This window comes from Streptomyces sp. NPDC043854, assembly GCF_056436005.1.
Genome location: NZ_JBWKDK010000001.1, coordinates 417,109 through 439,172, shown reverse-complemented (window position 1 = coordinate 439,172; position 22,064 = coordinate 417,109). Strand labels below are relative to the sequence as shown.

The 22,064-nt window shown below is 75.7% G+C and carries 15 protein-coding genes and 1 pseudogene; 7 read left to right on the top strand and 9 right to left on the bottom strand.

Annotated elements, in window-relative coordinates:
* Window positions 1–82 precede the first annotated feature (82 nt).
* Together AC068A_RS01940 and AC068A_RS01935 are read right to left on the bottom strand one after the other, a co-directional pair.
* Window positions 83–5,047, bottom strand: coding sequence for a DNA-binding protein (locus tag AC068A_RS01940; RefSeq protein WP_478579327.1), 4,965 nt, complete (start codon window positions 5,045–5,047; stop codon window positions 83–85).
* Window positions 5,044–5,913 carry a DUF4132 domain-containing protein gene (locus tag AC068A_RS01935; protein ID WP_478579324.1) on the bottom strand — a complete coding sequence of 290 codons (870 nt, stop codon included), beginning with the start codon at window positions 5,911–5,913 and terminating at the stop codon, window positions 5,044–5,046. The genes AC068A_RS01940 and AC068A_RS01935 overlap by 4 nt, the downstream gene beginning before the upstream one ends.
* Before the next feature lie 234 nt (window positions 5,914–6,147).
* Here AC068A_RS01935 and AC068A_RS01930 point away from each other — a divergent pair, with 234 nt between their 5' ends.
* Entirely contained in the window at window positions 6,148–6,879 is a 732-nt protein-coding gene (locus tag AC068A_RS01930; protein ID WP_478579320.1) for an HNH endonuclease family protein, read from the top strand.
* A gap of 77 nt (window positions 6,880–6,956) precedes the next feature.
* Here AC068A_RS01930 and AC068A_RS01925 read toward each other — a convergent pair whose 3' ends face one another.
* The 3 genes from AC068A_RS01925 to AC068A_RS01915 all read right to left on the bottom strand — a co-directional run bounded on the left by AC068A_RS01925 (window position 6,957) and on the right by AC068A_RS01915 (window position 11,931).
* Window positions 6,957–7,490 (bottom strand): GNAT family N-acetyltransferase, encoded by a 534-nt coding sequence (locus AC068A_RS01925; protein ID WP_478579317.1) that lies wholly within the window; start codon window positions 7,488–7,490, stop codon window positions 6,957–6,959.
* 46 nt (window positions 7,491–7,536) lie between these two features.
* Window positions 7,537–8,748: an alpha/beta hydrolase family protein gene (locus AC068A_RS01920; protein ID WP_478579314.1), complete on the bottom strand. Its 1,212-nt coding sequence runs from the start codon at window positions 8,746–8,748 to the stop codon at window positions 7,537–7,539.
* A 324-nt stretch (window positions 8,749–9,072) separates the two neighbouring features.
* On the bottom strand, window positions 9,073–11,931 hold the full coding sequence (locus AC068A_RS01915) for an nSTAND1 domain-containing NTPase (protein ID WP_478579311.1): 2,859 nt from the start codon (window positions 11,929–11,931) through the stop codon (window positions 9,073–9,075).
* 153 nt (window positions 11,932–12,084) lie between these two features.
* On the opposite strand from AC068A_RS01915, the gene AC068A_RS01910 reads away from it, so the two are divergent.
* The gene (locus AC068A_RS01910; RefSeq protein WP_478579308.1) at window positions 12,085–13,023 is read left to right on the top strand and encodes a hypothetical protein; all 939 of its coding nucleotides are present in this window, start codon (window positions 12,085–12,087) and stop codon (window positions 13,021–13,023) included.
* A complete protein-coding gene (locus AC068A_RS01905; RefSeq protein WP_478579306.1) occupies window positions 13,016–13,429 on the top strand; it encodes a peptidase inhibitor family I36 protein in 414 nt (137 codons plus the stop codon). The genes AC068A_RS01910 and AC068A_RS01905 overlap by 8 nt, the downstream gene beginning before the upstream one ends.
* Here the strand turns inward: AC068A_RS01905 and AC068A_RS01900 are convergent.
* Window positions 13,423–14,505, bottom strand: coding sequence for a GNAT family N-acetyltransferase (locus AC068A_RS01900; protein ID WP_478579303.1), 1,083 nt, complete (start codon window positions 14,503–14,505; stop codon window positions 13,423–13,425). The genes AC068A_RS01905 and AC068A_RS01900 overlap by 7 nt on opposite strands.
* Window positions 14,506–14,608: 103 nt before the next feature.
* On the opposite strand from AC068A_RS01900, the gene AC068A_RS01895 reads away from it, so the two are divergent.
* The gene (locus AC068A_RS01895) at window positions 14,609–15,772 is read left to right on the top strand and encodes a serine hydrolase domain-containing protein (RefSeq protein WP_478579300.1); all 1,164 of its coding nucleotides are present in this window, start codon (window positions 14,609–14,611) and stop codon (window positions 15,770–15,772) included.
* 28 nt (window positions 15,773–15,800) lie between these two features.
* Here the strand turns inward: AC068A_RS01895 and AC068A_RS01890 are convergent, their stop codons facing one another.
* Window positions 15,801–17,201: a M64 family metallopeptidase gene (locus AC068A_RS01890; protein WP_478579297.1), complete on the bottom strand. Its 1,401-nt coding sequence runs from the start codon at window positions 17,199–17,201 to the stop codon at window positions 15,801–15,803.
* Window positions 17,202–17,341: 140 nt separating this feature from the next.
* Between AC068A_RS01890 and AC068A_RS01885 the strand changes: the two genes are divergently transcribed.
* The gene (locus AC068A_RS01885) at window positions 17,342–18,706 is read left to right on the top strand and encodes a helix-turn-helix domain-containing protein (RefSeq protein WP_478579294.1); all 1,365 of its coding nucleotides are present in this window, start codon (window positions 17,342–17,344) and stop codon (window positions 18,704–18,706) included.
* Between the two features lie 9 nt (window positions 18,707–18,715).
* On the opposite strand, the gene AC068A_RS01880 is transcribed toward AC068A_RS01885, so the two are convergent.
* Window positions 18,716–18,979 (bottom strand): DUF6158 family protein, encoded by a 264-nt coding sequence (locus AC068A_RS01880; protein ID WP_478579291.1) that lies wholly within the window; start codon window positions 18,977–18,979, stop codon window positions 18,716–18,718.
* A 152-nt stretch (window positions 18,980–19,131) separates the two neighbouring features.
* Here AC068A_RS01880 and AC068A_RS01875 point away from each other — a divergent pair, with 152 nt between their 5' ends.
* Both AC068A_RS01875 and AC068A_RS01870 read left to right on the top strand, forming a co-directional pair.
* Window positions 19,132–19,731 carry a TetR/AcrR family transcriptional regulator gene (locus AC068A_RS01875; protein ID WP_478579288.1) on the top strand — a complete coding sequence of 200 codons (600 nt, stop codon included), beginning with the start codon at window positions 19,132–19,134 and terminating at the stop codon, window positions 19,729–19,731.
* A pseudogene (locus tag AC068A_RS01870) lies at window positions 19,728–21,038 on the top strand (MFS transporter); the annotation flags it as partial. The gene AC068A_RS01875 and the pseudogene AC068A_RS01870, both read left to right, overlap by 4 nt.
* On the opposite strand, the gene AC068A_RS01865 reads toward AC068A_RS01870, so the two are convergent.
* On the bottom strand, window positions 21,006–21,914 hold the full coding sequence (locus AC068A_RS01865) for a LysR family transcriptional regulator (RefSeq protein ID WP_478579285.1): 909 nt from the start codon (window positions 21,912–21,914) through the stop codon (window positions 21,006–21,008). The pseudogene AC068A_RS01870 and the gene AC068A_RS01865 overlap by 33 nt on opposite strands.
* Window positions 21,915–22,064: the final 150 nt, after the last annotated feature.

The following is a 22,064-nucleotide window of genomic DNA, read 5'->3' as shown; positions in this document are numbered from 1 at the left end:
AGGAAAGGAGAAAAGGGGAAGGGAACGACGGAGGTGGAGAGGGGTGGGGCCGGCCGGCGGGTGGCGCCGGCCGGCCGTGCCGTCAGCGGCGGCGGGTGCGGGTGCGCTTGACCTTGAGCTCCTCGAAGCGCGGTACGTCGCCGTCGGTGACCCGCTGCCAGGCCCTGCGGTAGAGGTGCGCGACCGGTTCGGCCGGCACCAGGACCCGGAGTACCGGGCTGCCGCCGGGGGCGAGGCCCTCGTACATCGGCAGCTTCCACTGCTCGACGGGCAGGTTCGGGGAGGCCATGTCGGCCCAGGGGCCGGGGAGGAACAGCGAGCGCCCGGCCCGGGTGCGGCTGGCCGTCACCACCAGGTCGGTGGCGGCCAGTTCGGCGCGGGCCGCCTTCAGCCGGGCCGGCTTCCAGCCCGTCCACCGGGCCGTGTTCCGGTCGGTGGGGTCGGGCATGGCCAGCAGCATCAGGTACAGCACCGCCGCATCCGCCCCCACGCCGTACGCGGACTGCGCCTCGGCCACCAGCTCCGGCACCGACCGGCCCGGGTCCTGCGGCCACCACGTCCCGTCCGTGTCCACCGCGCCCGCCGCCGGGGCGCCCGGGTCGGCGAGCAGCGCCGCGAACCGCGGGTCGTGGACGCAGCGCAGCGCGGTTTCGGCCGATGACGGCTGCTGGTCGGCGTCGCGCAGGGCCGGCAGGTAGGGGTCGGAGCCGGTGGAGTCGAGCAGGGCGGTGCGCAGGGCCGGCCGCGGCCGGTCGTCGTGGGTGGCCATGACGACCGCGCCGTAGCGCTCGTAGCCCTCCGCGGTCTCGGTCGGGGTGCCTGCGGCCTTGCGGAAGTCGGGCAAATGGGCGAAGTACCCGAGGTCGAGCAGGAGTCCGGGCGCGGCGAGCCGCTGCCGTACGGCGGTGAGCACGGGCGGCAGGGCGGCCCGCAGGGGGTCGCCGGCGGGCAGCCGGTGGGCGAGCCAGGCGGTCACGGCGAGGGTGTCGGTCAGGACCGTCGCGTTGAACGGCTCCCCGCCCGGTGTGCAGGGCTCCACCCGGTCGTTCTGGACCTTCCATTCCGTGTCGGTGCCCAGGGCCGGGGACGCCTCGGGGTCGAGGGCGGCGGCGAGGGCGCGGTGCGTGGGCCAGGAGGTCCGTACGGCGCGGGTGGTCTCGGCGAGCAGCCATTCGGGTACGGAGGTACGGCGGCCCACGCGCCGGTTCCACAGCTCGGCCGCGGCGGCGGCGTCCGGGCCGTCGGTCCACAGCCGGGCCGGGTCGGCGGGCAGCAGCGCCGCGACGAGGGACCGGCGCAGGTCGATGTCGAGGGCCTTGAGCTCCGTGCGGGCGTGCTTGGCGTCGGCGGCCTTCACGCCGAGGGCCGTGCGCAGTTCGGCCGGCAGGAAGTTGTGCTCGTAGCTGTCGATGTTCGGCAGGCCGGCGAGCAGCAGCTTCGCCGCCGTGGCGGAGACGCCGGTCAGGCGGGCGAACTCGTCGGCGGCCTCGGGGCGCAGCGGTACGGGGCCGCGGGCGGCGGCCTCGGTGAGGAAGGCGGTGAGCCAGCCGGGGCCGCGCTCGCGGTCGCCGACGGGGGCCTCGCCGCGCAGGGTGTAGGGGCCGGGGACGGCGAACCGGCCGGAGGGGTCGTGGAGCAGCGCCCCGAATTCGGCGCCTCCGCCGGGCAGGCCCGCGCTGTGCTCGGTGAGGGCGAGGACGGCGCCGCCGCCGAGCGGGAGCAGGCTGCGGTGCGCGAGGCTGCGGCCCAGGCCGTCGGGGGTGCGCAGGTGGTGGTCGTCGAGGTGGACCGTGACGCGGCGCCAGCGGTCGGCCGATCCTTCGGCGGAGGCCAGGCCGAGGGCGTCGATCGTGCCGAGCAGCCCGCACAGGGCGGCCCGCTGCTCGTCGGTGGCGCCGGGTGCGACGGCTCGGTAGGCGATGGCGGCCGGGTGGTCGAGCATCGGCGTGAACGGGAGCCCGGAGTACTCCAGCGGGGCCGTGTCGAAGTGGAGCCGGCCCGGTACCGCGGTGGCACCGGTGTCGGCGATCGCGGCGGTGAGGCGGTGCAGGTACTGGTGGGCGACGTCGCGCTGGGCGCCCCACTGGTAGTAGCCGGTGCCGATGACGCCGCGCAGGGCGTTCTCGACGAACTGGTCGGTGGGGCCCTCCGGTTCGCCGGGTGCGGCGGCGCTGTCGGCGGACTCGAGGCGGGCGGCGACGCCGTCCAGGGCCTTCTGCTGGGTGAGGGCGAAGCGCAGGACCTCGATGATGCCGCCGAGCAGCTCGGGCGCGGTGGTCTGCGGGAACGCGGCGCTCACCAGACCGGGCAGGTCGGACGCCTTCTCCGCGGCGGCGGCCGATGCGAGGAGCGCGGCGGCGGTGTCCCGGTCGGCGGCGCGCAGGGCGGCGGAGCCCTCGGGGTCGCGGGGGCGCAGGGCGTACCAGAAGGGCAGCGGCGGGAGGTCGACGCTGCCGGTGGCGAAGCCCTCGTTGCGGTGGTCGCCGCTGGTCTTCGCGGTGACGACGCCGTCGGGGTCGGTGATGCTCAGCTCGCGCCAGCGGTGGGTGAGGGCGCGCGGCCGGTCGTCGCCGGGGATGGCGAGGGCGGCGGCGGGCATGTGGGCGTCCGCGGGGACGCGGACGGTGCGGCCGGCGGTGTCGCGGCCGTACCAGCCGTCGTCCTTGACGCGGACGGCGCACCAGCCGAGGAGGCCGTCGACGGGCGTGCCGAGGGCGGATCCCTCGACGGTGGGCGCGGGCCGCAGCCAGGTGGAGTGGGCGGCGAAGTTGGTCCGCGAGGGGTAGGCGTTGAGTACGTCGGTGAGGAAGGCCGGCTGGGAGAATCGGCCGTGGGTGCCGTCGGCCGGGTTGTACTCGCACCAGCCGGAGCCCTTGTCCTGTTCGAGGCGCCGCCACACCCAGTACGAGGTGCCGTCGGACAGCAGGGCCCGCTCGGCGGGCAGTTCGGTGTCGCCGACGTGCAGGACGCCGCCGCCCACGGTGCGGCCGCCGCCGGGCAGGGGGAGGCTGATCTCGTCGGAGCGCAGCGACCAGTGGGCGCGGTCGGTCTTCAGGGTGAAGACGTGCTGCGGGTTGGTGTGCCAGTAGCCCTGGACCTCGCTGCCCCAGGTGGACCAGAAGACGAGCAGCGCCCCGTCGACGTAGTGGAATCCGTACCGGTACGAGCCGCCGGTCGGCACGCGCAGGTCGTGGGTGAGCACCGTGGAGTCGGCGTCGATGACGCGGACCTGGATGCTGTTGGCGACGATGAGGTGGGGCCAGGCCTCGACGACGGTCAGGTTGCTGCGGTGCAGCGCCTTCCGGTCCGCGAGTTCGACCAGTGCCTCCTCGTACGCGGGCCAGGCGAACTCCTCGAAGAGGCCTCCGCGCAGGGTGCGGGCGAGGATCTCGCCGAGGTCGGCGGCGGCCGCGGCGGCCACCTCTTCGCGGGCGAGTTCGAGGGCCTCGGCGGGCAGCCAGGTCAGCCGGCTGATGGCGTCGGGCAGCCCGGGCAGGCCCGCGGCCTTGGAGTTGCGGGCGACGTCCTGCACCCATTCGGTGAGCATCGGGCGGCCGCCGGGCGAGGCGGCGAGCCGGCGCATGACGTCGGCGCCGGAGGTGGCGTCGCCGAAGGAGTTGACGGCGCGCCGGAACGCGGGCCGGAACCGCTGGTCGGCGGCGAGGGCGAGCAGGTCGCGGCGCTGGTCGGCGCGTGCCCAGTCGGCCAGGTTCAGCTGGCTGTGGCGGTGGTGCGAGCGGGGGCTCTCGTCGGGGTCGGCGACCGGGATCCCGAGGGAGAGGACCAGGTCGAGCAGGTCGACGTCCTGGACGCCGATGCGCAGGCCGGCCTCGCGCCCCGGCTCGGCGAGTTCGGTGCGCAGCCGGTCGGCGGCTCGGGCGACGAGGTCGAGGAGCGCGGGCAGGGTGGGCCGCTGGCCCCAGCCGCTGTGGCGGGCGGCGTGGTAGCGCTCCAGCCAGCCGGCGGTTCCGTCGGCGCAGCGCTGCTCGGCGGGCAGGCCGGCGTCGACGAGTCCCGCGGTGGCGCCGGACTCCTCGAGGACCTCCAGCCAGAGGTCGGACAGTTCGCCGTCGGCGCCGGGCGGCATCAGTTCGAGGAGGGTGCCCCGTACGGCGGGCTCGCGGCGGGCCAGGGCGATCAGCGCGGTGCGGTGGGCCTTCCACCAGCCGTACGCGGCGCGCAGGGTGGCGGGCAGCGGCAGCAGTTCGGCGAGGTACTCCTGTTCGGCCTGGCTGCCGGTGAGGCCGGCGGCGCGGGCGAGGCGGCGCAGCTCGGTCGCGGCCTGGGCGGAGGGCGCCAGGCCGCCTGCGGTGCGGCGGACGCACAGGCGGCGGAAGCGGGCGTGGGCGTCGGCGGGGCTGACGCGGGCGGAGAGGTCCTTGGCGTAGCCGGTGAGGACCTTCACGGGGAGGGCGCCGGCGAGGGCGAACTCGAGGAAGACGGCGTCGAGGCGGTCCTCGTCGACGGTGAGGCCGTGCTGGGCCTCGCTGGTGCGGGCCCGGCCGAACAGCTGGGCGGCGTAGGCGGTGTTCTCGACGGCGAGGAAGAGGCGGGCGGCCTGCTCGTAGACGACGGGCAGGAAGTGCGGTACCGCCGCGGCGAGCCGGCCCGCCAGCTCGTGGCAGGCGTCGAGGGCGGCCTTGGGCTTGGTCTTGGCCTGGCGGGCGACCCGGTCGAGTTCGGGGACGACGGCGAGGGCGTGGTGGCCGTCCTCGGGGTGGTGGACGAGGACCCATTCGGGGAAGCCGAGGGCCTGGCGCTGGCCGAGGCCGACGACGGGCGGCTCGCCCTCGTCGGGGACGAGGCCGAGGAAGCCGGCGGCCAGGTCCTCGGCGGGGCCGAGTTCGGCGGCGGCGAGCCGGACGACGACGCGGCCGTCGGGGAGGGCGGCGTGGCGGTAGGTGCGGGCGGTCAGGTCGACGGCGGAGGGTCCCGCGCCGTCGGTGCCGACCGGGAGCACGGCGCCGGCCTTCAGGAGCAGTTCGGCCCCGGTCGCGGCGGTGGCCGCGTCGGTGGTCGCGGTCGCGTCGGTGGTCGTGGTGGTCATCGTGCGTCCTTGCCCTCTTCGATCTTGCGTCCGGCGTACAGTGCGGCGGCCATGCGCATGCCCTCGGACCAGGCGACCGGTCCGACCTCGGTCAGGCGCACCGCCCTGCCGTCACCGTCGTGCCAGGTCAGGGCGCCGGTGGTGGCCTCGGCCTCGTAGTAGGGCTCGCCGATCCAGACCGCGGCCTCGGTGGCCCGGCCGGTGTCGCGGACCGCGCAGGTGGCGTAGCCGCCCGAGACGCGGTAGCCGAGGCCGGTGGCGCGCGCGGCCAGTCCGAACCGGTTGGGGAAGACGCCGCCCGCGTAGTCGCGGACCTCGGTGTCCTTGGCCGCGAGCCCCTCGGGCTTGAGCCAGGTCGCCCGGTGGATCTGCTCGACGCGCTGCACGATGCCGAGTTCGGCCGCGAAGTCCCGTACGTCGTCCAGGTCGGGCAGCAGCACGGGGTGGGGCAGGGTCACGGTGCGCGGGGAGAGCCGCACGGTCTCGCCGTCGAGGTTGACCACCTTCAGCTCGCCGGAGGCGGTGGCATCACGCAGGAAGCCCACCTCGTCCGGGTCGTCGCCGACGACGGCGAGGTCGCGCAGCGCGTTCTGCCACGCCTCGTCCGGCCAGACCCGGGCGAGCAGGGCGGTGGGCACGGGCAGGGAGGACACCATCCAGGTGTCGACCTGGGCGATGCAGGCCGCCTCGTGCCGGTCGAGCCATTCGGCGAGCCGGCGCAGCCGGTCCACCTCGGGGTGGTCGCGGAGGGCCTTGGGCAGCGATTTCAGCTGCCGTCCCGCCGTGCGCCCGGTGGTGGACCGTGCCGCCACCTTTCCTTCCATCAGGGCGATCTCGTATCCCTCGCCCGCCGCCAGCCAAGCCATGTGCCTCGCGCCCTTCCGCCTGCCCGATCCGAATTCCGCGCAGCGCCGGGCATGGCCGAAAAGCCCCCCTGAGCTGCGGTATGCGGGGAGATTAGCGAGGGCCACTGACAACGCCCTTCGAGGGGGCCCGCATCAGGGCCTCCGGGCTGCCGCGGAGCCAGGACAATGGATCAAATATCCGGCTCTGGGTACTGTTTTCGAGACGGTGTGCGAACCGGTTCTCGGGGTGGGCTCATGGGACGTCAGATACGGGTGCGGGGTGCGGTGCTGGCTGCTTCGCTGCTGCTGGCCGCGGTGGGCTGTACGTCGAGCGGCACGGACGGGGCGGACTCCGGGGCCTCCGCACCGCCGGCACCGGCAGGGCCCTCCGCGTCGCCGCCGGCGGGCGACGGCAAGGCGGGCGGCGGGGAGCTCCTGCCGGGCATGGTGGGAGTCGAGGCGGCCCGTACGCAGCTGGCCGGGCTGACGGTGGCGCCGGTGGGGACGATGGCCGGATACAGCCGGGCCAAGTTCACGCACTGGGCGGAGCAGGGCGGGACCTGCAACACGCGCGAGGCGGTCCTCCGGCGCGACGGGGCGGACGTGGTGCAGGACGCGGAGTGCCGGGCGGTCTCCGGGAGGTGGAGGAGCCTGTACGACGGGGTGGTGGTGACCGACGCCTCCAAGATGGACATCGACCACATGGTGCCGCTCGCCGAGGGGTGGCGTTCGGGCGCGGCGGCGTGGGACGCCGCCAGGCGGAAGGCGTTCGCCAACGACCTGGCCCGCCCCCAGCTGCTGGCGGTCACGGCGGCGTCGAACCGGTCGAAGGGCGACCAGAGCCCGGACCAGTGGCAGCCGCCGGACAGGTCGGCCTGGTGCCTGTACGGGCGGGCGTGGACGACGGTGAAGTCCGCCTACGGTCTGACGGTCACCGAGGCGGAGAAGAAGATGCTCACGACGATGCTGGACACCTGCGCGGCCTGACGGGCGGCCGGCGGCGGAGCGGGCAGGCGGCCGGGGCACGGCGACGGAGCGCCGCGCCCGGCCTGGCGGGTGCGGGGTCAGGCCTCGTACTCGGTGAGGTCGATGCCGTACACCCGCAGCAGGTGCCCGTGCTCGGGGTCGGTGGCCTCCCCCTCGGGTGCCATGCCGAGCTTCTCGGCCACGTTGTCGGAGGCCCGGTCGCCGGCCCGGACCACGGCGACCACCCGGTCCAGGCCGCGGTCCTGGAGGGCGAACTCCAGGGTGGCCTGGGCGGCCTCGGAGGCATAGCCCTGCCCCCAGTAGGGGCGGCCGAGCCGCCAGCGGATGTCGACGGCGGGCAGCAGTTCGGGCAGGTGCTCGGGCACCGACAGCCCGACCGCGCCGATCAGCTCACCGGACGCCAGCAGTTCGACGGCGAAGAGGCCGAAGCCCTCCTCGTCCCATTCGTCCTCCCACCGCCCGATCTCGTCTGCGGTCTGCTCCAGGTCGAGCGGGGAGCCGTCGCCGATCCAGCGCATCACCGCCGGATCGGCGTTGATCTCCGACAGGGGGACGAGGTCGTCGTCGTCCCAGCGGCGCAGGAGGAGGCGGGGGGTGCGGATCTCGGTCATGCCCCCATCCTGCCGAAACGCCGCCGGCCTGCGGTAATCGGGGCCGTCAGGGGCTGTGGAAGCGCACCTCGGGCGCATCGGCGGCCGGGCCGTCCAGCAGCGGCTGCGGTATGCCCTTGAGGTGCAGGTCGAAGAAGGCCCCGACGTAGCGGCGGGTCAGCTCGACCGAGCGGTCGCCGGGCAGCGGGGTCATCCTCGGCAGCCCGAGCCCGTCACTGAACGCGGGCCAGTCGGTGAAGGTGAAGTGGTGGGAGTCGGCGAAGGTGATCCACCGCTTCCAGCCGTCGAGACGGGGCCAGTTGCGGTCCCAGCCGGCCGGGTTGTCGACCGGGCCGCCGCCGGGCACCATGTCCGCCGCGCCCAGGAGCAGGAACGGGCGTCCGCCGAGGCCGCCCTCGGGCACGGGCGTGAACAGCCCGCCGTCCATGTCGATCCCGGCGCGCACCCGCGGGTCGGAGGCCATCACGGCGGCCGCGGTGGAGCCGCCGATGGAGTGGCCCGCCATGGCGATCCGGTTGCGGTCGATCAGGCCGGCGTTCCGCCAGGCGGGACGGTGCCCGGTGAGCCGGTCCAGCAGGAAGGACACGTCGCGGGCGCGGTTGTCCGACACCGGCTTGTAGTCCTTCGTCTCCCGGACGATGTCGCAGGCCTTGCAGGTCAGCAGGCGCCCGCCGGGGAAGGAGGTGCCGACGGTCTCGTACGCGTGGTCCACGGCGGCGACCACGTAGCCGCGGGAGGCGAGTTCCTCGGCCAGCGCGGTGAGCGTGCCGCGCGGGACGGTGAAGCCGGGCGAGAGGACGACCAAGGGGTGGCGGCCGGCGACGGGGCGCGCGCCGGAGCGGGCGTACGCCTTGGTCCCGGCCAGGCTCTCGACCGGGACCAGCTCGTCCAGCTTGCGGTCGGTGATCAGCGCGCGGGCCTCGTCCCGGGTCAGGTAAGGGGCCACGGGGCCGCCCGTGCCGCGGTGGGCCGGGTAGCGCATGGTGACCATCAGCTCGCGCGGTCCGGACCCGGCCCAGGGGTCGGTGCGGCTGTGGTCGACGAGGTGGAGGGTCTCCTGTCCTACGGCGAACCGGCCGGTGGGGCGAGGCAGTTCGGGCAGGACCACCCCGGTGGTGGCGGGCGCGGACGCGGCGGCCGGCGCGGCCGGCGCGGCCGGGGCCGGCCCGGCCGCGGAGGCGGTCCCGGCGGCGGTGAGGACGAGCGGAAGGAGCAGGGCGCCCAAGGCGGCAGCCGTGGTGGCGTGGCGTCGGTTCATGGTGCCGAACCTACGCGCGGAACGCGAAGGTGATCATCGTCTCGGAGTCGGATCGGTGCTGCGACCACAGGAGGGTCTGCCCATCGTCCGCGAGGGTGACGGGCAGGCGGCCGGGGATGCGCTCAGGAGACGCTGATCGCGTCCGGTTCGGCCCGCAGGTACGCCGTGGGAGTCGACGGACTCGTGCACCACCCGGTCGATCGGTTCGCGGCCGGTGTCGGGCGTCCGCCGCCGAGGCCGGCGTCGGGGGCTCCCGCCCGGCCCGCGGACCCTGCTGCCCGGCGAAGGGAACTCCGGGCGCATCAGCGGGCGGTCCGTGCCCGCTCAGGGGTGCTCCAGGCCGGCGCAGGGGGGTGAGTAGGAGACGTACGGCAGGTGGGCGGCCCACTGCGTCCGGGTGATCCGGGGACCGGTGTGGGCGCACGCCCCGGCGATCACCCGGGCGAGGTCGGTTCCCGCCAGCCGGACGGTGGTGTCGAAGCCGCCGGAGGCCAGCACGGTGCCGTCGGGACTGAAGGCGACCGAGCCGACGGCGGTGGCATGGCCGGTGAGGGTGGTGAGCGGCCCGGGTCGGGCGGGGCGGGCCACGCTCCACATGCGGACGGTGCGGTCGTCGCTCGCGCTGGCGAGGGTGCGCCCGTCGGGGCTGAACACCACGGAGCCGACGACGTCGGTGTGGCCGGTGAGGGTGGCGAGCGGGGCGGGCCGCCGCGGGTCGGCGATGTTCCACAGCCGGATCGGGGAGCGGCCGCCGCCCGCGGAGGCGAGGACGCCGCCGTCGGGGCTGAAGGCGACGGAGAACACGGCGGTGTCGTGGCCTTCCAGGGCGGCCAGCGGGGCCGGGTGGCGCGGATCGGCCACATCGGTGAGCCGGACGGTGGCGTCCTCCCCCGCGCTGGCCAGCGTGCGGCCGTCCGGGGCGAAGGCGACCGCGCGGACGGCGTCGCGGTGGTCGCCGAGCCGGGCGAGGAGGACGGGGCGGGCGGCGTCGGCCAGGTCCCACAGGCCCACGCTGCCGTCGCTGCCGGAGGTGGCGAGCGTGTGTCCGTCAGGGCTGTAGGCGAGGGCGCGCACCTCGCCTCCGTGCCCGGTGAGCGAGGCCAGTGCGGCGGGCCGAGCCGGGTCGGACACGTCCCACAGCCGGGCGGTGCCGTCGGCGGACCCGGTGGCCAGGGCACGGCCGTCGGGGCGGTAGGCCACGGTGCGGACGTCGCCGGCGTGCCCGGTCAGCGTGGCCACGGCGACGGGCCGGTCGGTGCCGCTGGTCCGCCACAGCCGGGCGGTGTGGTCGCCGCTGGCGGTCGCCAGCTGCCGGCCGTCGGGGCGGTAGGCGAGGGCGACGACCTCCTTGGGGTGCGCCGGCAGTGTCGTCATCAGGGCGCTGACCAGGCTGTCGCGGGTCTTCGGGGTGGGCGAGAGGCGGTACGCGGCCAGGCTGAGCTGGACGGCCAGCCCGGGCTCGGTGGTGGTGAGGTCGCCCGTGCTGTCGGCGAGGTTCCGGGCGACGGCGTCGTTGCGCTGCCGGGTCACCTCGGCGCCGGCCCGGACGGCGCTGGCGGTGGCGACTCCCGCGATCACGACGAGGGCGGCGAGCAGGGCGACGAGGTAGCCCAGGCGGCGGGCGCGGCGGCGGGCCGAGTTCCCGGCGGCCTCCTCGGCCGCGAGGCCGGCGTCGAGGAAGTCCCGCTCCGCGGCGGTGAGTCCGGTGCCGTGGCCGGCGGCGAGGTCGCGGGCGAGGGCGAGCCGGGTGCCCCGGTAGAGGGCACCGGGGTCGCGCCCCAGGTTCTCCCAGGCGCGGGCGGCTTCGGACAGGCGGCGGTGCAGCCGCAGGCGTTCGCGGTCGTCGGTGAGCCAGCCGCGCAGCCGCGGCCAGGCGCGGATCAGCGCCTCGTGGGTGAGCTCGACGCGGCCGTCGTCGAGGGTGAGCAGGCGCAGCCGGGCGGCGCGGGCCAGCACGGTCGCGGTGTCGGCGTCCGAGGGCAGCTCGTCGCGGGCGACGGGCCGCTTGGTGTCCTCGGTGCCCTCGCCGAGGGCGATGAGGTGGACGAAGATCCGCTGGGCCAGCTGCTGCTGACGGCCGGTGAGGGAGGCGTGGAGGGCTTCCGCGGACTGGGCGAGGGCTCCTTCGAAGCCGCCCGCGGCTTGGAAGCCGTCCAGGGTCAGGGCCGCCCCGCGGCGCCGCCGCCAGGTTTCCAGCAGGGCGTGGGACAGCAGGGGCAGGGCGCCGACCTGTCCGTGCGCGTGGGCGACGAGGGTGGCCTGGAGGGCTCCCTCCACGGTGAGGCCGGCCCGGCGGGCCGGTTCGACGACGGCGCGGCGCAGTTCGGCCGCGGTCATGGGGCCGACGACGGTCTGCGCGTCGCGCAGGACCCCGACGAGCGGGGCGTGGCGGGTGCAGTGGGCGTAGAAGTCGGCGCGGACGCCGAGGACGACGCGGCAGCGGGAGCCGGGCCGATGCGCCTCCCCGACGAGGGCGGCGATGAACCGGTTCCGGGCGGCGGGGTCCGGGCACACGGTGAAGACCTCCTCGAACTGGTCGACGACCAGGACGAGTTCTGCGGCGGTCGCGGGCTCGCGGGGCGCGGCGAGGGCCTCCTCCAGCCGCGCCGGGGGGTCCGTTCCGGGGGTCAGGACGCGGGCCGCGGTGTGCGGGGCGTCCTGCCGGAGCCGGGGCAGCAGTCCGGCGTGCAGGAGGGAGGACTTGCCGGCTCCGGAGGCGCCGACGAGGGCCACGACCCGGTGGCGGGCCAGGGTGGCCAGGAGGTCTTCGACGAGCCGCTCCCGGCCGAAGAACAGGCCGGCGTCCTCGGCCCGGAACGCGGCCAGGCCGACGTACGGGACGCCTCCGGGACCGTCCTGCGGCGGGTCGCCGCCCTGCCCGTCAGCGGGTTCGGTGTCCGGGCCGGGGTGGCCGGCGGACAGTTCGGCGGCGGCGCAGTGCCAGCGGCGCTCCCATTCCGCCGTGTCGCCGCCGCAGGCGCGGACGTAGGCGAGGGTCACGTCCAGGCTCGGCAGCCGCCGGCCGGCCGCCGCCTCGGACAGGGTGGCCACCGAGTAGTGGGCGCGGGCCGCGAGGCGGCGGTAGGGCGGGGAGCCTGCGTCGTGGCGCAGGCGGCGCAGGGCGGCGGCGAACCGCAGCAGCGGTCCGTCGTCGCCTTCGAGCGGGCGCTCCTTGCGGGCCATGCCCCTTCCCTTCCCCGGATGATCGGCTTCGTGCCTTCCCGTGCGGATTGTTCGGCGGTTGTTTGTTCGCCTGCGCCGCCCCGACGCCGAACAACGGATCGCCGCTAGACCTGGGTCGACCGCACACCGCACCGCGTCAAGAAGGAGTCCCGGGTGGACCGACACCGCACCGTCGCCGCGGCGGCCGCCGCCACCGCCACGGCCGCGGCCCTGGCAACCGTCCTGGTCCTGGACGGCTGCGGGTCCGCCGCGCAGGGGGCCGTCCGGGAGCCGAGCGCCGCCGAGTCCCGTACGCTGGCGCGGGCCGAGCAGGTCCTGATCAGCCGGTGCATGGCGGCGCGGGGGTTCCCGTACGCGGTGACCGAGGGGCGGGACACGAGCACGCGCTCCTTCCCGTACGCGGTGGACGACGTCGTGTGGGCCGGGCAGCACGGCTACGGCGGCGCCGAGGAGCGGGCCGCCGCCCGGGCCCGCGAGGACGATCCCAACCAGCGGTACTTCCGGCAGCTGTCGGCGCCCCGGCGCGCGGCCGCCCGTGCCGCGCTGATGGGCGCCGCCCCCGTGGGGCTGTCGGTGAAGGCGCCCACCGGGATGGTGGTCACCGCTTCCGCGGACGGCTGCATCGCGGACGCGCAGCGCACCCTGTACGGCGATCCGGCGACCTGGTTCCGGGTGAAGGTCGTCACGATGAACCTGCGGCCGGTGCGGGAGGCGCGGGTCCGCGAGGACGCGCGGTACACCGGCGCGGTCGCCGAGTGGGCCGCGTGCATGAAGGCGGCGGGCCGGCCCCACGCCACCCCCGACGAGTCCCGGCAGGCCGCCGCCCGGTACGGCGAGGACCTGCCGCCGGCCGAGGCGGACGCGGCCGCGGCCGAGCTGGCCGTCGTCGAAGCGACCTGTGCGACCGGCACCCCGCTGGCCCGGGTCTCCCAGGCTCTGGACCGCGCCTACGGCGAGGAACTCCGTTCCCGGCACCGGGCGGAGCTCACGCTGAGGTGGCGGCTCCAGCACGAGGCGCTGCCGAGGGCGCGGCGCCTCACGCAGTCCGAGCACGACACCACCACCGAGACCTCTGGAGGGTCCGATGCGTAAGTACCGCAGCCTGTTCCTGGCGGGGTCGCTCACCGCTTCGCTGCTGGCCGTCCCCGCCGTGCTGACCACGGCGGGCGCCGCCCCGGCCGATGCCTCCGGCCTGGCCGCGGACGGCAACTACTGGGTGTGGGAGCACACCAACCGCGGCGGGGCCGTGTGCGGCTGGGCGAGCAACGACGCCGACTGGCGCACGTGCGGCGCCAGCGGCACCTTCGACATGAACGACAAGGCGTCGTCCTGGTGGAACAACGGCTACGCCGGCTCCTACGGGGACGTGCGCGTCTACGAGAACATCAACTACGGCGGGGCCTCCACCTGTGCGCCCAACGGCTCCGCCGGCAACATCCCGTGGGAGTGGAACGACCGGATCTCCTCCCACAAGTGGGTCCACGACTGCGGCTACTGACGGCCGCCTCCGGGGGCCCGCAGGGCGTACCGGACCTGCCCTCCGGCGGTTCCGGTGCGCTCGAAGCCGGCCCGTTCGACGACCCCGTGGGAGGGGGTGTTGTCCTCGTCGACCGAGGCGTGCAGGAGGACGGCCGGGCCGGGCTGCCCGAAGGCCCATGCGGCCAGGCCGTTCAGCGCGTCGGTGGCGAAGCCGTTGCCCCGGGCCGACGGGACGAGGTCGTAGCCGATCTCGGTGTTCCCGTCGGCGTCCGGGGCGGCGTGGAAGCCGATGCCGCCGATCGCGCGGCGGTCGTGCGTGCGGACGACGGCGTACGGGCCCCAGCCCGGGCGGTACGTGCCCTCCCGGTACGCCGTGGCCGTCATGCCGGCGGCGAACCGGGTGCCCTCGCCGGGTCCGTCCTCGGGCCAGGCGAAGCCGCCGCTGCCGCCGGCGTGGAGGTCGTCGGCGACGTCCGGGGTGACCTCGCAGAGCACGATGCGGCTGCCGGCCGGGACGGGTTCGGCGTACCAGCGCCAGGCGCCGAGGCGGGGCAGGCCGGGGAGGGCGGTCCGGCCCGTCGCCCACAGCAGGGTCGGCCAGGGGGCGGCCGCGTCGCGGGGCGTGTGGGGGAAGAGCCGGTCCAGGGCGAAGCGGCACAGCTCCGGGTCGGGGGCGAAGCCGGGTACGCCGAGGGCGTCGAGGATGTCGCGGGTGTGCACCAGCGCTTCGACGACGCCCATCGCGGCGAAGCCGTCCGCGTCGGCAGTTCCGTACGGGTGCCAGGCACGGGCGTCGGGCCCGGCCGCGGCCACGGCGGCGGTCAGCCGGGCGCCGGTGGCGGCCATGGCCTCGAGCAGTTCGGCGGGCGGGGCGCCGGGGGCGGTGTACCGATCGACCGCGAGCGGGCCCTGCGCGCGGGCCGTGAGCCGGGCGGCGTACACGGTGAAGTCGTTGACGATGTGGACCGCCGTGTCGTGGCAGCTCCATTCCAGACCGGCCGCGCGGCCGGCCCAGTCGAGGTGGGCCGCGTCGCGCAGTGCCTGCGTGATGAGGGAAACGGCTCGGTCCGTGGCGTGGGCGCCGGTGATCTTCATGAGCGGAACCCTAGGATGCGGCAGGTGCCCGGGCCAGCGGTTATCGGGCGAACCGGGCCGTGCGTCCGGAACCCGACGGCGCTGCGGCGGAGAGGCGGAAGTGATGACCGGTCTGCGCGAGGTCCTGGCGTCCTTTGTGAACGGCGGCGCGCTGCCCGGCGCGGTGGCGCTGGTGGACCGCGCCGGCCAGGTGGAGGTCGCCGCGGTCGGGTCGGCGGATACGGAGGGGACCGCCCCGATGGTCCGGGACTCGATCTTCCGGATCGCCTCGCTGACCAAGCCCGTCACGGCTGCAGCGGTGATGATGCTGGTCGAGGAGGGCCGGTGTGCGCTGGACGACCCGGTCGCGCCGTGGCTGCCGGAGCTGGCCTCGCCCGTCGTCGTGCGGACGCCCGCGGGCCCGGTCGAGGACGTGGTGCCGGCGGCCCGCCCGGTGACCGTGTTCGACCTGCTCACCTTCCGCGCCGGGATCGGCTTCTCCGACGACTTCTCGCTGCCCGCCGTCCGGCCGCTGTTCAGCGAGCTGCGGCAGGGGCCGCCGCGGCCGCAGGAGGTACCGCCGCCGGACGTGTGGATGGGGGCCCTGTCGCGGATCCCGCTGCTGCACCAGCCGGGCGAGGCCTGGCTGTACGACACGTGCTCGGACATCCTCGGCGTGCTGGTCGCCAGGGTGTCGGGGAGGTCCCTGCCCGAGTTCCTGGAGGAGCGGGTCTTCGATCCGCTGGGCATGGCCGACACCGGTTTCGAGGTGCCGGCCGCCGATCTGGGCCGGTTCACCAGCCAGTACCGCGCGGCCGGCGGCGGGCTCGAGCTGGTCGACGCGCCCCACGGGCAGTGGAGCAGCGCCCCGCCGTTCCCGTCCGGCGGGGGCGGCCTGGTCTCGACGGCCGACGACGTCGCCGCCTTCTGCCGGATGTTGCTCGCCGGTGGCTCCCTCGGCGGCGGCCGGGGCCGGATCCTGACCGAGGGGTCGGTGCAGCGGATGACCACCGACTGGCTGACTCCCGATCAGCGCGCGGGCGCCGAACTGTTCCTGGAGGGCCAGGGGTGGGGGTTCGGCGGCTCCGTGGACGTGGTGCCGCGGAATCCGTGGAACGTGGTCGGGCGGTACGGCTGGATCGGCGGCACGGGGACGGCGGCCCACATCACGCCGTCGACGGGCACCGTCGCCGTGCTGCTGACGCAGGTGGAGCTGAGCGGCCCGACCCCGCCCGAGGTGATGCGCGCGTTCTGGACGTACGCCGCCCGCCCGGACCGGGCGGCGTAGCCGGCGCGTTGTGCGGGCGGGGCGGTGCTCAGAGGCGGACGTTCCAGCCGACCGTGGCGCGCAGGGTGCGGGCCGTCTTCGGGTCGCGCACGGCGGGGGTGCGGTCCTCGACGGTGACGGACAGCCGGTGGTTGCGCAGGTCGAGCAGCCAGAGCTCGGCCACCGCGACCTCGGTCCGGCCGGCGAGGCGCTTCAGCTCCCGCCCGTCGAGGTGCCAGCGGACGTCGAGCTGCCGCCCGTCGGGGCCGGTGAGCCGGGGTACGGAGACCTTCGCCGTGTGGTGCAGCCGCAGGGTGCGGGAGGTCGGGGTGAGGGGGGTGACCGGTCGGGCGTGCTGGTAGAAGCCGCCGATCATCGCTTCGGTGCCGGGCAGGTTGAAGGGCTTGCCGAGGACCCGCATGAGTGAGCTGTCGGTGGGCCGGTAGAGGCCGGTGACGTAGTAGCCGCCGCCCTCGTACGTGCCGACGGTGCCGCCGTCGGGTGACGGCTCGCCGAGCCACCGGTACCACTTGGCCTGCTCGGCGGCCATCCGGTCGGCGGGCAGGGCGGAGCTGTTGGAGTCGGCGGGCTCGGGGCCCTCGTACTTCTCGTAGCCGGGGGTGCCGGGGTAGAAGTACTCGTCGGCGAGCTTGCCGAGGGAGTGGCCGGTCTCGTGGATGGCGACCTGGCCGGACTTGGCGTTGCCCGCGGAGGCGGTGGAGATGCCCTCGTAGCCGAGGGTGGCGCTGCGCTCGTTGTAGCCGGCGCCGCCGTACTTGGCGCTGTTGGCGAGGACGAGGACGAGGTCGGCGTCGGGTGCCTTCGCCACGTACGCGTCCACCTTCGGCTGGTCGATGCACAGCAGCCGTTCGATGTCCTCGCACCAGAAGTACGAGCCGAGGGCGGTGTCGCGGACGGTGGCGGGGGTGGGGTCGCCGGTGACGCCGGAGTCGTGGGAGACGGCGTCGACGGTCCAGACGTTGAAGAGGTTCCGGTAGGTGGCGTACGGCTCGACGGCGGCGATCTCGGCCCATTTGGCCTGGGCGTCGGCGTGGAAGCGGTCCAGCTCGGCGCTGGTGTAGCCGTCGCCGACGACCACGATGTCGAGGCGGTCCGCGGCCGGCCCACCGTCGACGATCTTGGTGACGGTGCCGTCGGCGGCCCGATCGGCCTCGGAGAGGCGCGCCCCGTCCTTGGCGCGGCCTGCGGCGGGCACCCGGACGTGGCCGGATCCCGCGACGGAGCCGTCCTCCGGCCCCGGCACCTCCACCCGGGGACCGGTTCCGGCAGCCGCGGCCGGTGCAGCGGGCGCGGACGCGGACGCGGACGCGGACGGTGGTACGGGCGCGGGTGCGGCGGTCGCTCCGACCGGGCCCGCGGCCAGCAGCAGCGCGGTCGCGCCGGCCACGGCGACGGCTCCGCGCAGGGCCGTCCGGACGGCATGGTCCATGAAGTCCTCCCCCGGGAAAGGCAGTTAAGCAGTCGAGTAAATGCAGTGAAGCGGCTGCTTAAACTAGGGGCGGCCCGGGGACGTGTGCAATGGTCTGCCACCCCTGAATACTGGGGAGTTGGAACCAGCAGGGGGTCTTCATGGACGAACCGGCCGAGATCGGTCGCAGGGTTGCCCGGATGCGTGCCGAACGCGGGCTGACACAGCGGGCGTTGGCGGAGCCCTCGTACACCGCCGCCTACATCTCCACCCTGGAGGCGGGCAAGGTCAGGCCCTCGGAGGCGGCGCTGCGCTTCCTCGCCGAGCGGCTCGGCACCTCGTACGAGGAGCTCGCCACGGGCCGTCCCGCACGTCTGGCCACCGAGCTGCGGCTCGCCCTCACCGACGCCCAGCGCACCCTGGCGACCGGCGAAGCCGCCGAGGCCACGGCCCGCTACCGGCAGCTGCTGGCGGACGCCGAACGGCTCGGCCTCGCGGCCGAGCAGGCGGAGGCGCTCCTCGGGCTGGGCGACTGCGCCCTGGAGTCAGGCGAACTGGCAGCGGCCATCGGGCACTTCGAGGCCGCCGAGCGGCTGCTGGCCGCCGAGCCGCTGCCCCGGCGGGCCCGCGCGGTCCGCGGGCGGGCCGTCGCCCACCTGCTCGCCGGGGAGCTGCGCTACGCCTGCTACCTGCTGGAGTCGGCGATCGACGAGCTGGACGCGAGCGGGCTGGCCGACCCCGAGGCGCTGGTGCTGCTGTACGCGGCGGTGATCGGCCCGTACATCGACATGGGCGCCCACGCGCGGGCGGCCCACGCCGCCGAGATCGCCCTCACCCTGGCCCCGCGCGTCGACGACCCGGCGCTGGTGGCGGGGATGCACCGGCAGGTGGCGCGCACGTTCCTGGCTGCGGGGCGCACGGCCGATGCCGACGCCTCCCTCGCGAAGGCCCAGGCGATCTACCGGCAGCTGCGGCTGCGGACGGATCTGGCGCACTGCCACTGGATGCGGGGCTACGTGCAGGCGCAGAACGGCGACCTGGTGGCGGCGGAGGCCGAGCTGCGCACGGCCCGGGACATGCTGGCGGCCCGGCGCGCCGCCCTGTACACGGCGCAGGTGGAGGTGGAGCTCGCGGACGTGCTGCGCCGGCTCGGCCGCGGCGAGGAGGCGGCCGAGCTGCTCGCGGGCCTGCTGGAGCTGGGCGACAGCCACGGGGCGGTGCACGCGGGCGGGGCGCACCGGCTGCTCGGCCTGATGGCGGAGGAGCGCGGGGAGACCGAGTGCGCCGAGCGGCACTACGTGCAGGCGCTGGCCCTGCTGGAGCGGAGCGGGGCCAGCGGGGACCTGGCGGACCTGTGCCGGCTGCTGGGCGACCTGCTGCGGCGCACCGGCCGCACCGAAGCCGCGCTGGACGCGTACCGGACCGGTCTGGGGCACCGTGCCGCCCCGGGGACGACGACGCTGGGCCCGGCGCCGGCGGCCCCGCCGGCGGTGCTCGGGGGCGGCGGTACGGTCCGGCCGGACTGAACGCGCGGGTCAGGTGCCGTCGGGCTTCTCCTCCTCCGCGCTCGTGCGGGCACGGGCGCCCGAGCGGGTGCGCGCTGCCGTCTGGGCGCGCTGCGGGTGGCGGCGCACGTACTCGTGCTCCAGCTCGTTCATCCGCTGCGTGTGGGTGACCAGCGCGTCGTCCGACCCGTGCAGCAGGGTCTCGTGGCGGGTGCGGTGGATGGCCTCCAGCTCCTTGAGCAGCCTGCCTTCCTCCAGCTTCCGCGCCGACGGACCGCCGTCGTGCTCAGCCATGGCCGCTACACCTCCTGCTCTGCGTCGCCGACGGACCCGGTGACTCCATCATCCCCTCCACGGACCCTTTCGGCCCGGCCGCGGCCGGTGGTGCGGCCATCGCCACGGCCATTGAGTAGACACCGTCTACCAAGATCGGATAGACAGGGCTCATGGACCAGGAGAGACCCCTTCGGGAACGGCTCATCGACGTGGGCGTCGAACTCGTGCTGGCCGAGGGCACCGCCGCCGTCGGGCTGCGCGAGATCGCCCGCCGGGCGGGCGTGTCGCACGGCGCGCCCCGCCGCCACTTCCCCACCCACCACGCCCTGCTGTCGGCGATCGCCCGGCGCGGCTTCGCCGACCTCGGCAGCCGGTTCGCCGCCGCGACGGCGCGGGCGTCCTCGCCGCGCGAGCGGATCCGGGCGCTGGGCACGGCGTACGTGGGCTACGCGCTGGAGCACCGCGGCATGTTCGAGCTGATGTTCCGCCACGACCTGCTGGACGGCACGGGGCAGGAGGACACCGGGCAGCCGAGGCTGCGCACCTCGACGCTGCCGCTGTTCGAGCTGCTCGTCTCCCTGGTCTCCCGCTGCGGCACGACGGCGGATGCCGAGGTCACGGCGGCCGCACTGTGGGCCAACCTGCACGGGGTGGCCCAGCTGTGGGCCTGGGGCAGCCTGCCGCTCGTCCTCGGGGCCGACGGGGAGGAGTACGTCGGGAGGCTCGTCGACGCGGCCCTCGACGCCCACCTCGGCGGGGCCGGATCATGAGGCAGCGGATCGCGCTGGCGGTCAGCGTCGCCGGGGCGATGCTCGTCGCCCTCGACGGAACGGTGCTCAGCGTGGCGCAGCCGGCCCTGCGCCGCGATCTCGGGGCGAGCGTGGCGCAGGTGCAGTGGACCAGCACCGCCTACCTGCTCGCCGTGGCCGCCTTCCTCGTCATCGCCGGCCGCCTCGGCGACCGGTACGGGCACGACCGGCTGCTGCTGGTCGGGGCCCTGGGCTTCGCCGCGGCCTCGGCGGGCATCGCGGCGGCTCCCGGCGTCGGCTGGGTGATCGCCCTGCGGGCCGTACAGGGCCTGTTCGGGGCGCTGCTCCAGCCGGCGACGCTCGCCCTGCTCCGACTGGCGTACCCGGCCGACCGGCTCGCCGGGCCGGTGGCCCTCCGTACCGGGGCGATCGGGGCGGCCGCGGCGGCCGGGCCGCTGCTCGGCGGGCTGCTGGTCGCGCAGGCGGGCTGGCGGTCGGTGTTCGTGCTGAACGTGCCGGTGGCCGTGGTGATCGCCGTCCTGGTGCTCGCCGTACGGGCACCCGCGCCGGACCGGACCGCCCCCGGCGGGTCGCAGCCGGTGGGCGCGGCGCTGCTCGCGGCCGCCCTCGCGGTCCTCGTGCACGCGCTGGCCGGCGTACCCGGGCACGGATGGCTGTCGGTCCCGACCCTGCTGGGGCTCGGCGGGGCCGCGGGGCTCGGCATGCTGTTCGTGCGCCGCGAACGGCGCGCGACGGAGCCGCTGGTGCCGCCCGCCGTGGCGCGGTCGGTGCCGGTCGCCGCATCGATGGCGCTGCTGCTGTGCGTCTCCGCGGGCATGTTCGGGGCCCTGTTCACGGCCACGTTCCTGCTCCAGGAGCGGCGGGGGCTGGACCCGCTCGCCACCGGCCTGCTGGTGCTGCCGCTGACCGCGTGCATGGTCGCCGGTGCACCGGCGGCCGGGATGCTGCTGCGGCGATGGGGGCCGCGGCGGACCGCGCTCGCCGGAACGGCCCTGGTCGTCGTCGGTGTCGCCGGGCTCTGCCTGTGGTCCGGGCCGGCGGTCACGGCGGCGTTCGCGGTGCTCGGCGCGGGCTTCGCCGCCGTCATGGTGACCGCCACCGGGACCGTGGTCGGCGACGCCCCGCCCGGGTACGCGGGAGTCGTCGGGGGACTCAAGCAGACCGCGATGAACGTGGGGCCCGTGCTCGGGATCGCCGTCGCCGCGGGCGCGGGGGCCTCGCCGGCGGCGCTGCTCGTACTGGCCGCCCTGGCCGGGGTCGGGCTGCTGCCGGCGTCACTCCTGCCGCGCGGCGCGCGCCCGGCAGCTGCGGGCGACGTCGTCGGCGAAGACCCGGGCCAGCGGGGACAGGGCGGACCAGCGGCGGACCGCCCAGCCGACCGGGAGGGGCGGCAGGGCGGGGATCGGGACGAGCCGCAGCGGCCCGCCGGATCCGGGTACCTGCCAGCCGGGCAGGGCGGGCACCACGGCGTGGCCCAGCCCTAGTTCGGCCAGCAGCAGGGCGGTGTCCCAGTCGGCCACGCCGGTGTCGGAGCGGATGGCGATGCCGGCTTCGGCGAGGGCGGCGTCGAGGTGGGCGCGGGAGGTGGAGTTCTCCGGGAGCCGGATGTGGCGGATGCCGGCCAGGTCGGCGGTGTCGATGCGGGGCCGGGAGGCGAGGGGGTCGTCGGCGCCGACCGCGAGGACCCAGGGCAGTTCCATGACGGGGCGCTGCTCGATGCCGCGCACCGGCTTGCCGATGGTGATCCAGGCGAGGTCCAGGTCGTCGGCGGCCAGGGCGTCGAAGCAGCTGCGGCTGGAGTTCTCGGTCTGGAACTCCAGGCTGATGTTCGGGTGGCGGCGGCGGAAGCCGACGACCGCCTCGGACATGAAGTGCCGCACGGTCGTCGCGCCCGTGGTGATGCGGACCGACCCGGTGTCCCCGCGGACGAGGTCCTCCAGCCGGCGCAGCGCCCGGTCGAGGCCGGAGATGCCGTCGGCGGCGGCCGCCTGGAGGATCCGGCCGGCCTCGGTGGCGACGACGCCGCGGGCGTGGCGGGCGAGCAGGGCCGTGCCGGTCTGCTTCTCCAGGCGGCGGACGTGCTGGCTGACGGCGGACTGGGTGCAGCCGAGGTCGCGGGCGACGGCGCTGAGGCTGCCGGCCCGGCAGACGGCCACGAAGACACGAAGGTCGTCGAGAGTCATGGATCCAAGCTATCGCTTGGAGGTTGATAGGAAATCAGAGGATTGACTTGGATGTACGGGTGGACAACGATCGTTGCGGGTCCCAGGGCGGCAACCCGTCCCCGCCCGCTCCGCCGGTCCGGACGCAGGAGTGGGCGGTGACGGGTGCCG

Excerpts from the sequence above, each read along its gene's own strand:
- AC068A_RS01865 (WP_478579285.1), bottom strand. The coding sequence starts at position 21,914 with ATGACTCTCGACGACCTTCGTGTCTTCGTGGCCGTCTGCCGGGCCGGC.
- AC068A_RS01895 (WP_478579300.1), top strand. The coding sequence starts at position 14,609 with ATGACCGGTCTGCGCGAGGTCCTGGCGTCCTTTGTGAACGGCGGCGCG.
- AC068A_RS01930 (WP_478579320.1), top strand. The coding sequence starts at position 6,148 with ATGGGACGTCAGATACGGGTGCGGGGTGCGGTGCTGGCTGCTTCGCTG.
- AC068A_RS01900 (WP_478579303.1), bottom strand. The coding sequence starts at position 14,505 with ATGAAGATCACCGGCGCCCACGCCACGGACCGAGCCGTTTCCCTCATC.
- AC068A_RS01935 (WP_478579324.1), bottom strand. The coding sequence starts at position 5,913 with ATGGCTTGGCTGGCGGCGGGCGAGGGATACGAGATCGCCCTGATGGAA.
- AC068A_RS01885 (WP_478579294.1), top strand. The coding sequence starts at position 17,342 with ATGGACGAACCGGCCGAGATCGGTCGCAGGGTTGCCCGGATGCGTGCC.
- AC068A_RS01925 (WP_478579317.1), bottom strand. The coding sequence starts at position 7,490 with ATGACCGAGATCCGCACCCCCCGCCTCCTCCTGCGCCGCTGGGACGAC.
- AC068A_RS01940 (WP_478579327.1), bottom strand. The coding sequence starts at position 5,047 with ATGACCACCACGACCACCGACGCGACCGCGACCACCGACGCGGCCACC.
- AC068A_RS01875 (WP_478579288.1), top strand. The coding sequence starts at position 19,132 with ATGGACCAGGAGAGACCCCTTCGGGAACGGCTCATCGACGTGGGCGTC.
- AC068A_RS01920 (WP_478579314.1), bottom strand. The coding sequence starts at position 8,748 with ATGAACCGACGCCACGCCACCACGGCTGCCGCCTTGGGCGCCCTGCTC.
- AC068A_RS01890 (WP_478579297.1), bottom strand. The coding sequence starts at position 17,201 with ATGGACCATGCCGTCCGGACGGCCCTGCGCGGAGCCGTCGCCGTGGCC.
- AC068A_RS01880 (WP_478579291.1), bottom strand. The coding sequence starts at position 18,979 with ATGGCTGAGCACGACGGCGGTCCGTCGGCGCGGAAGCTGGAGGAAGGC.
- AC068A_RS01905 (WP_478579306.1), top strand. The coding sequence starts at position 13,016 with ATGCGTAAGTACCGCAGCCTGTTCCTGGCGGGGTCGCTCACCGCTTCG.
- AC068A_RS01915 (WP_478579311.1), bottom strand. The coding sequence starts at position 11,931 with ATGGCCCGCAAGGAGCGCCCGCTCGAAGGCGACGACGGACCGCTGCTG.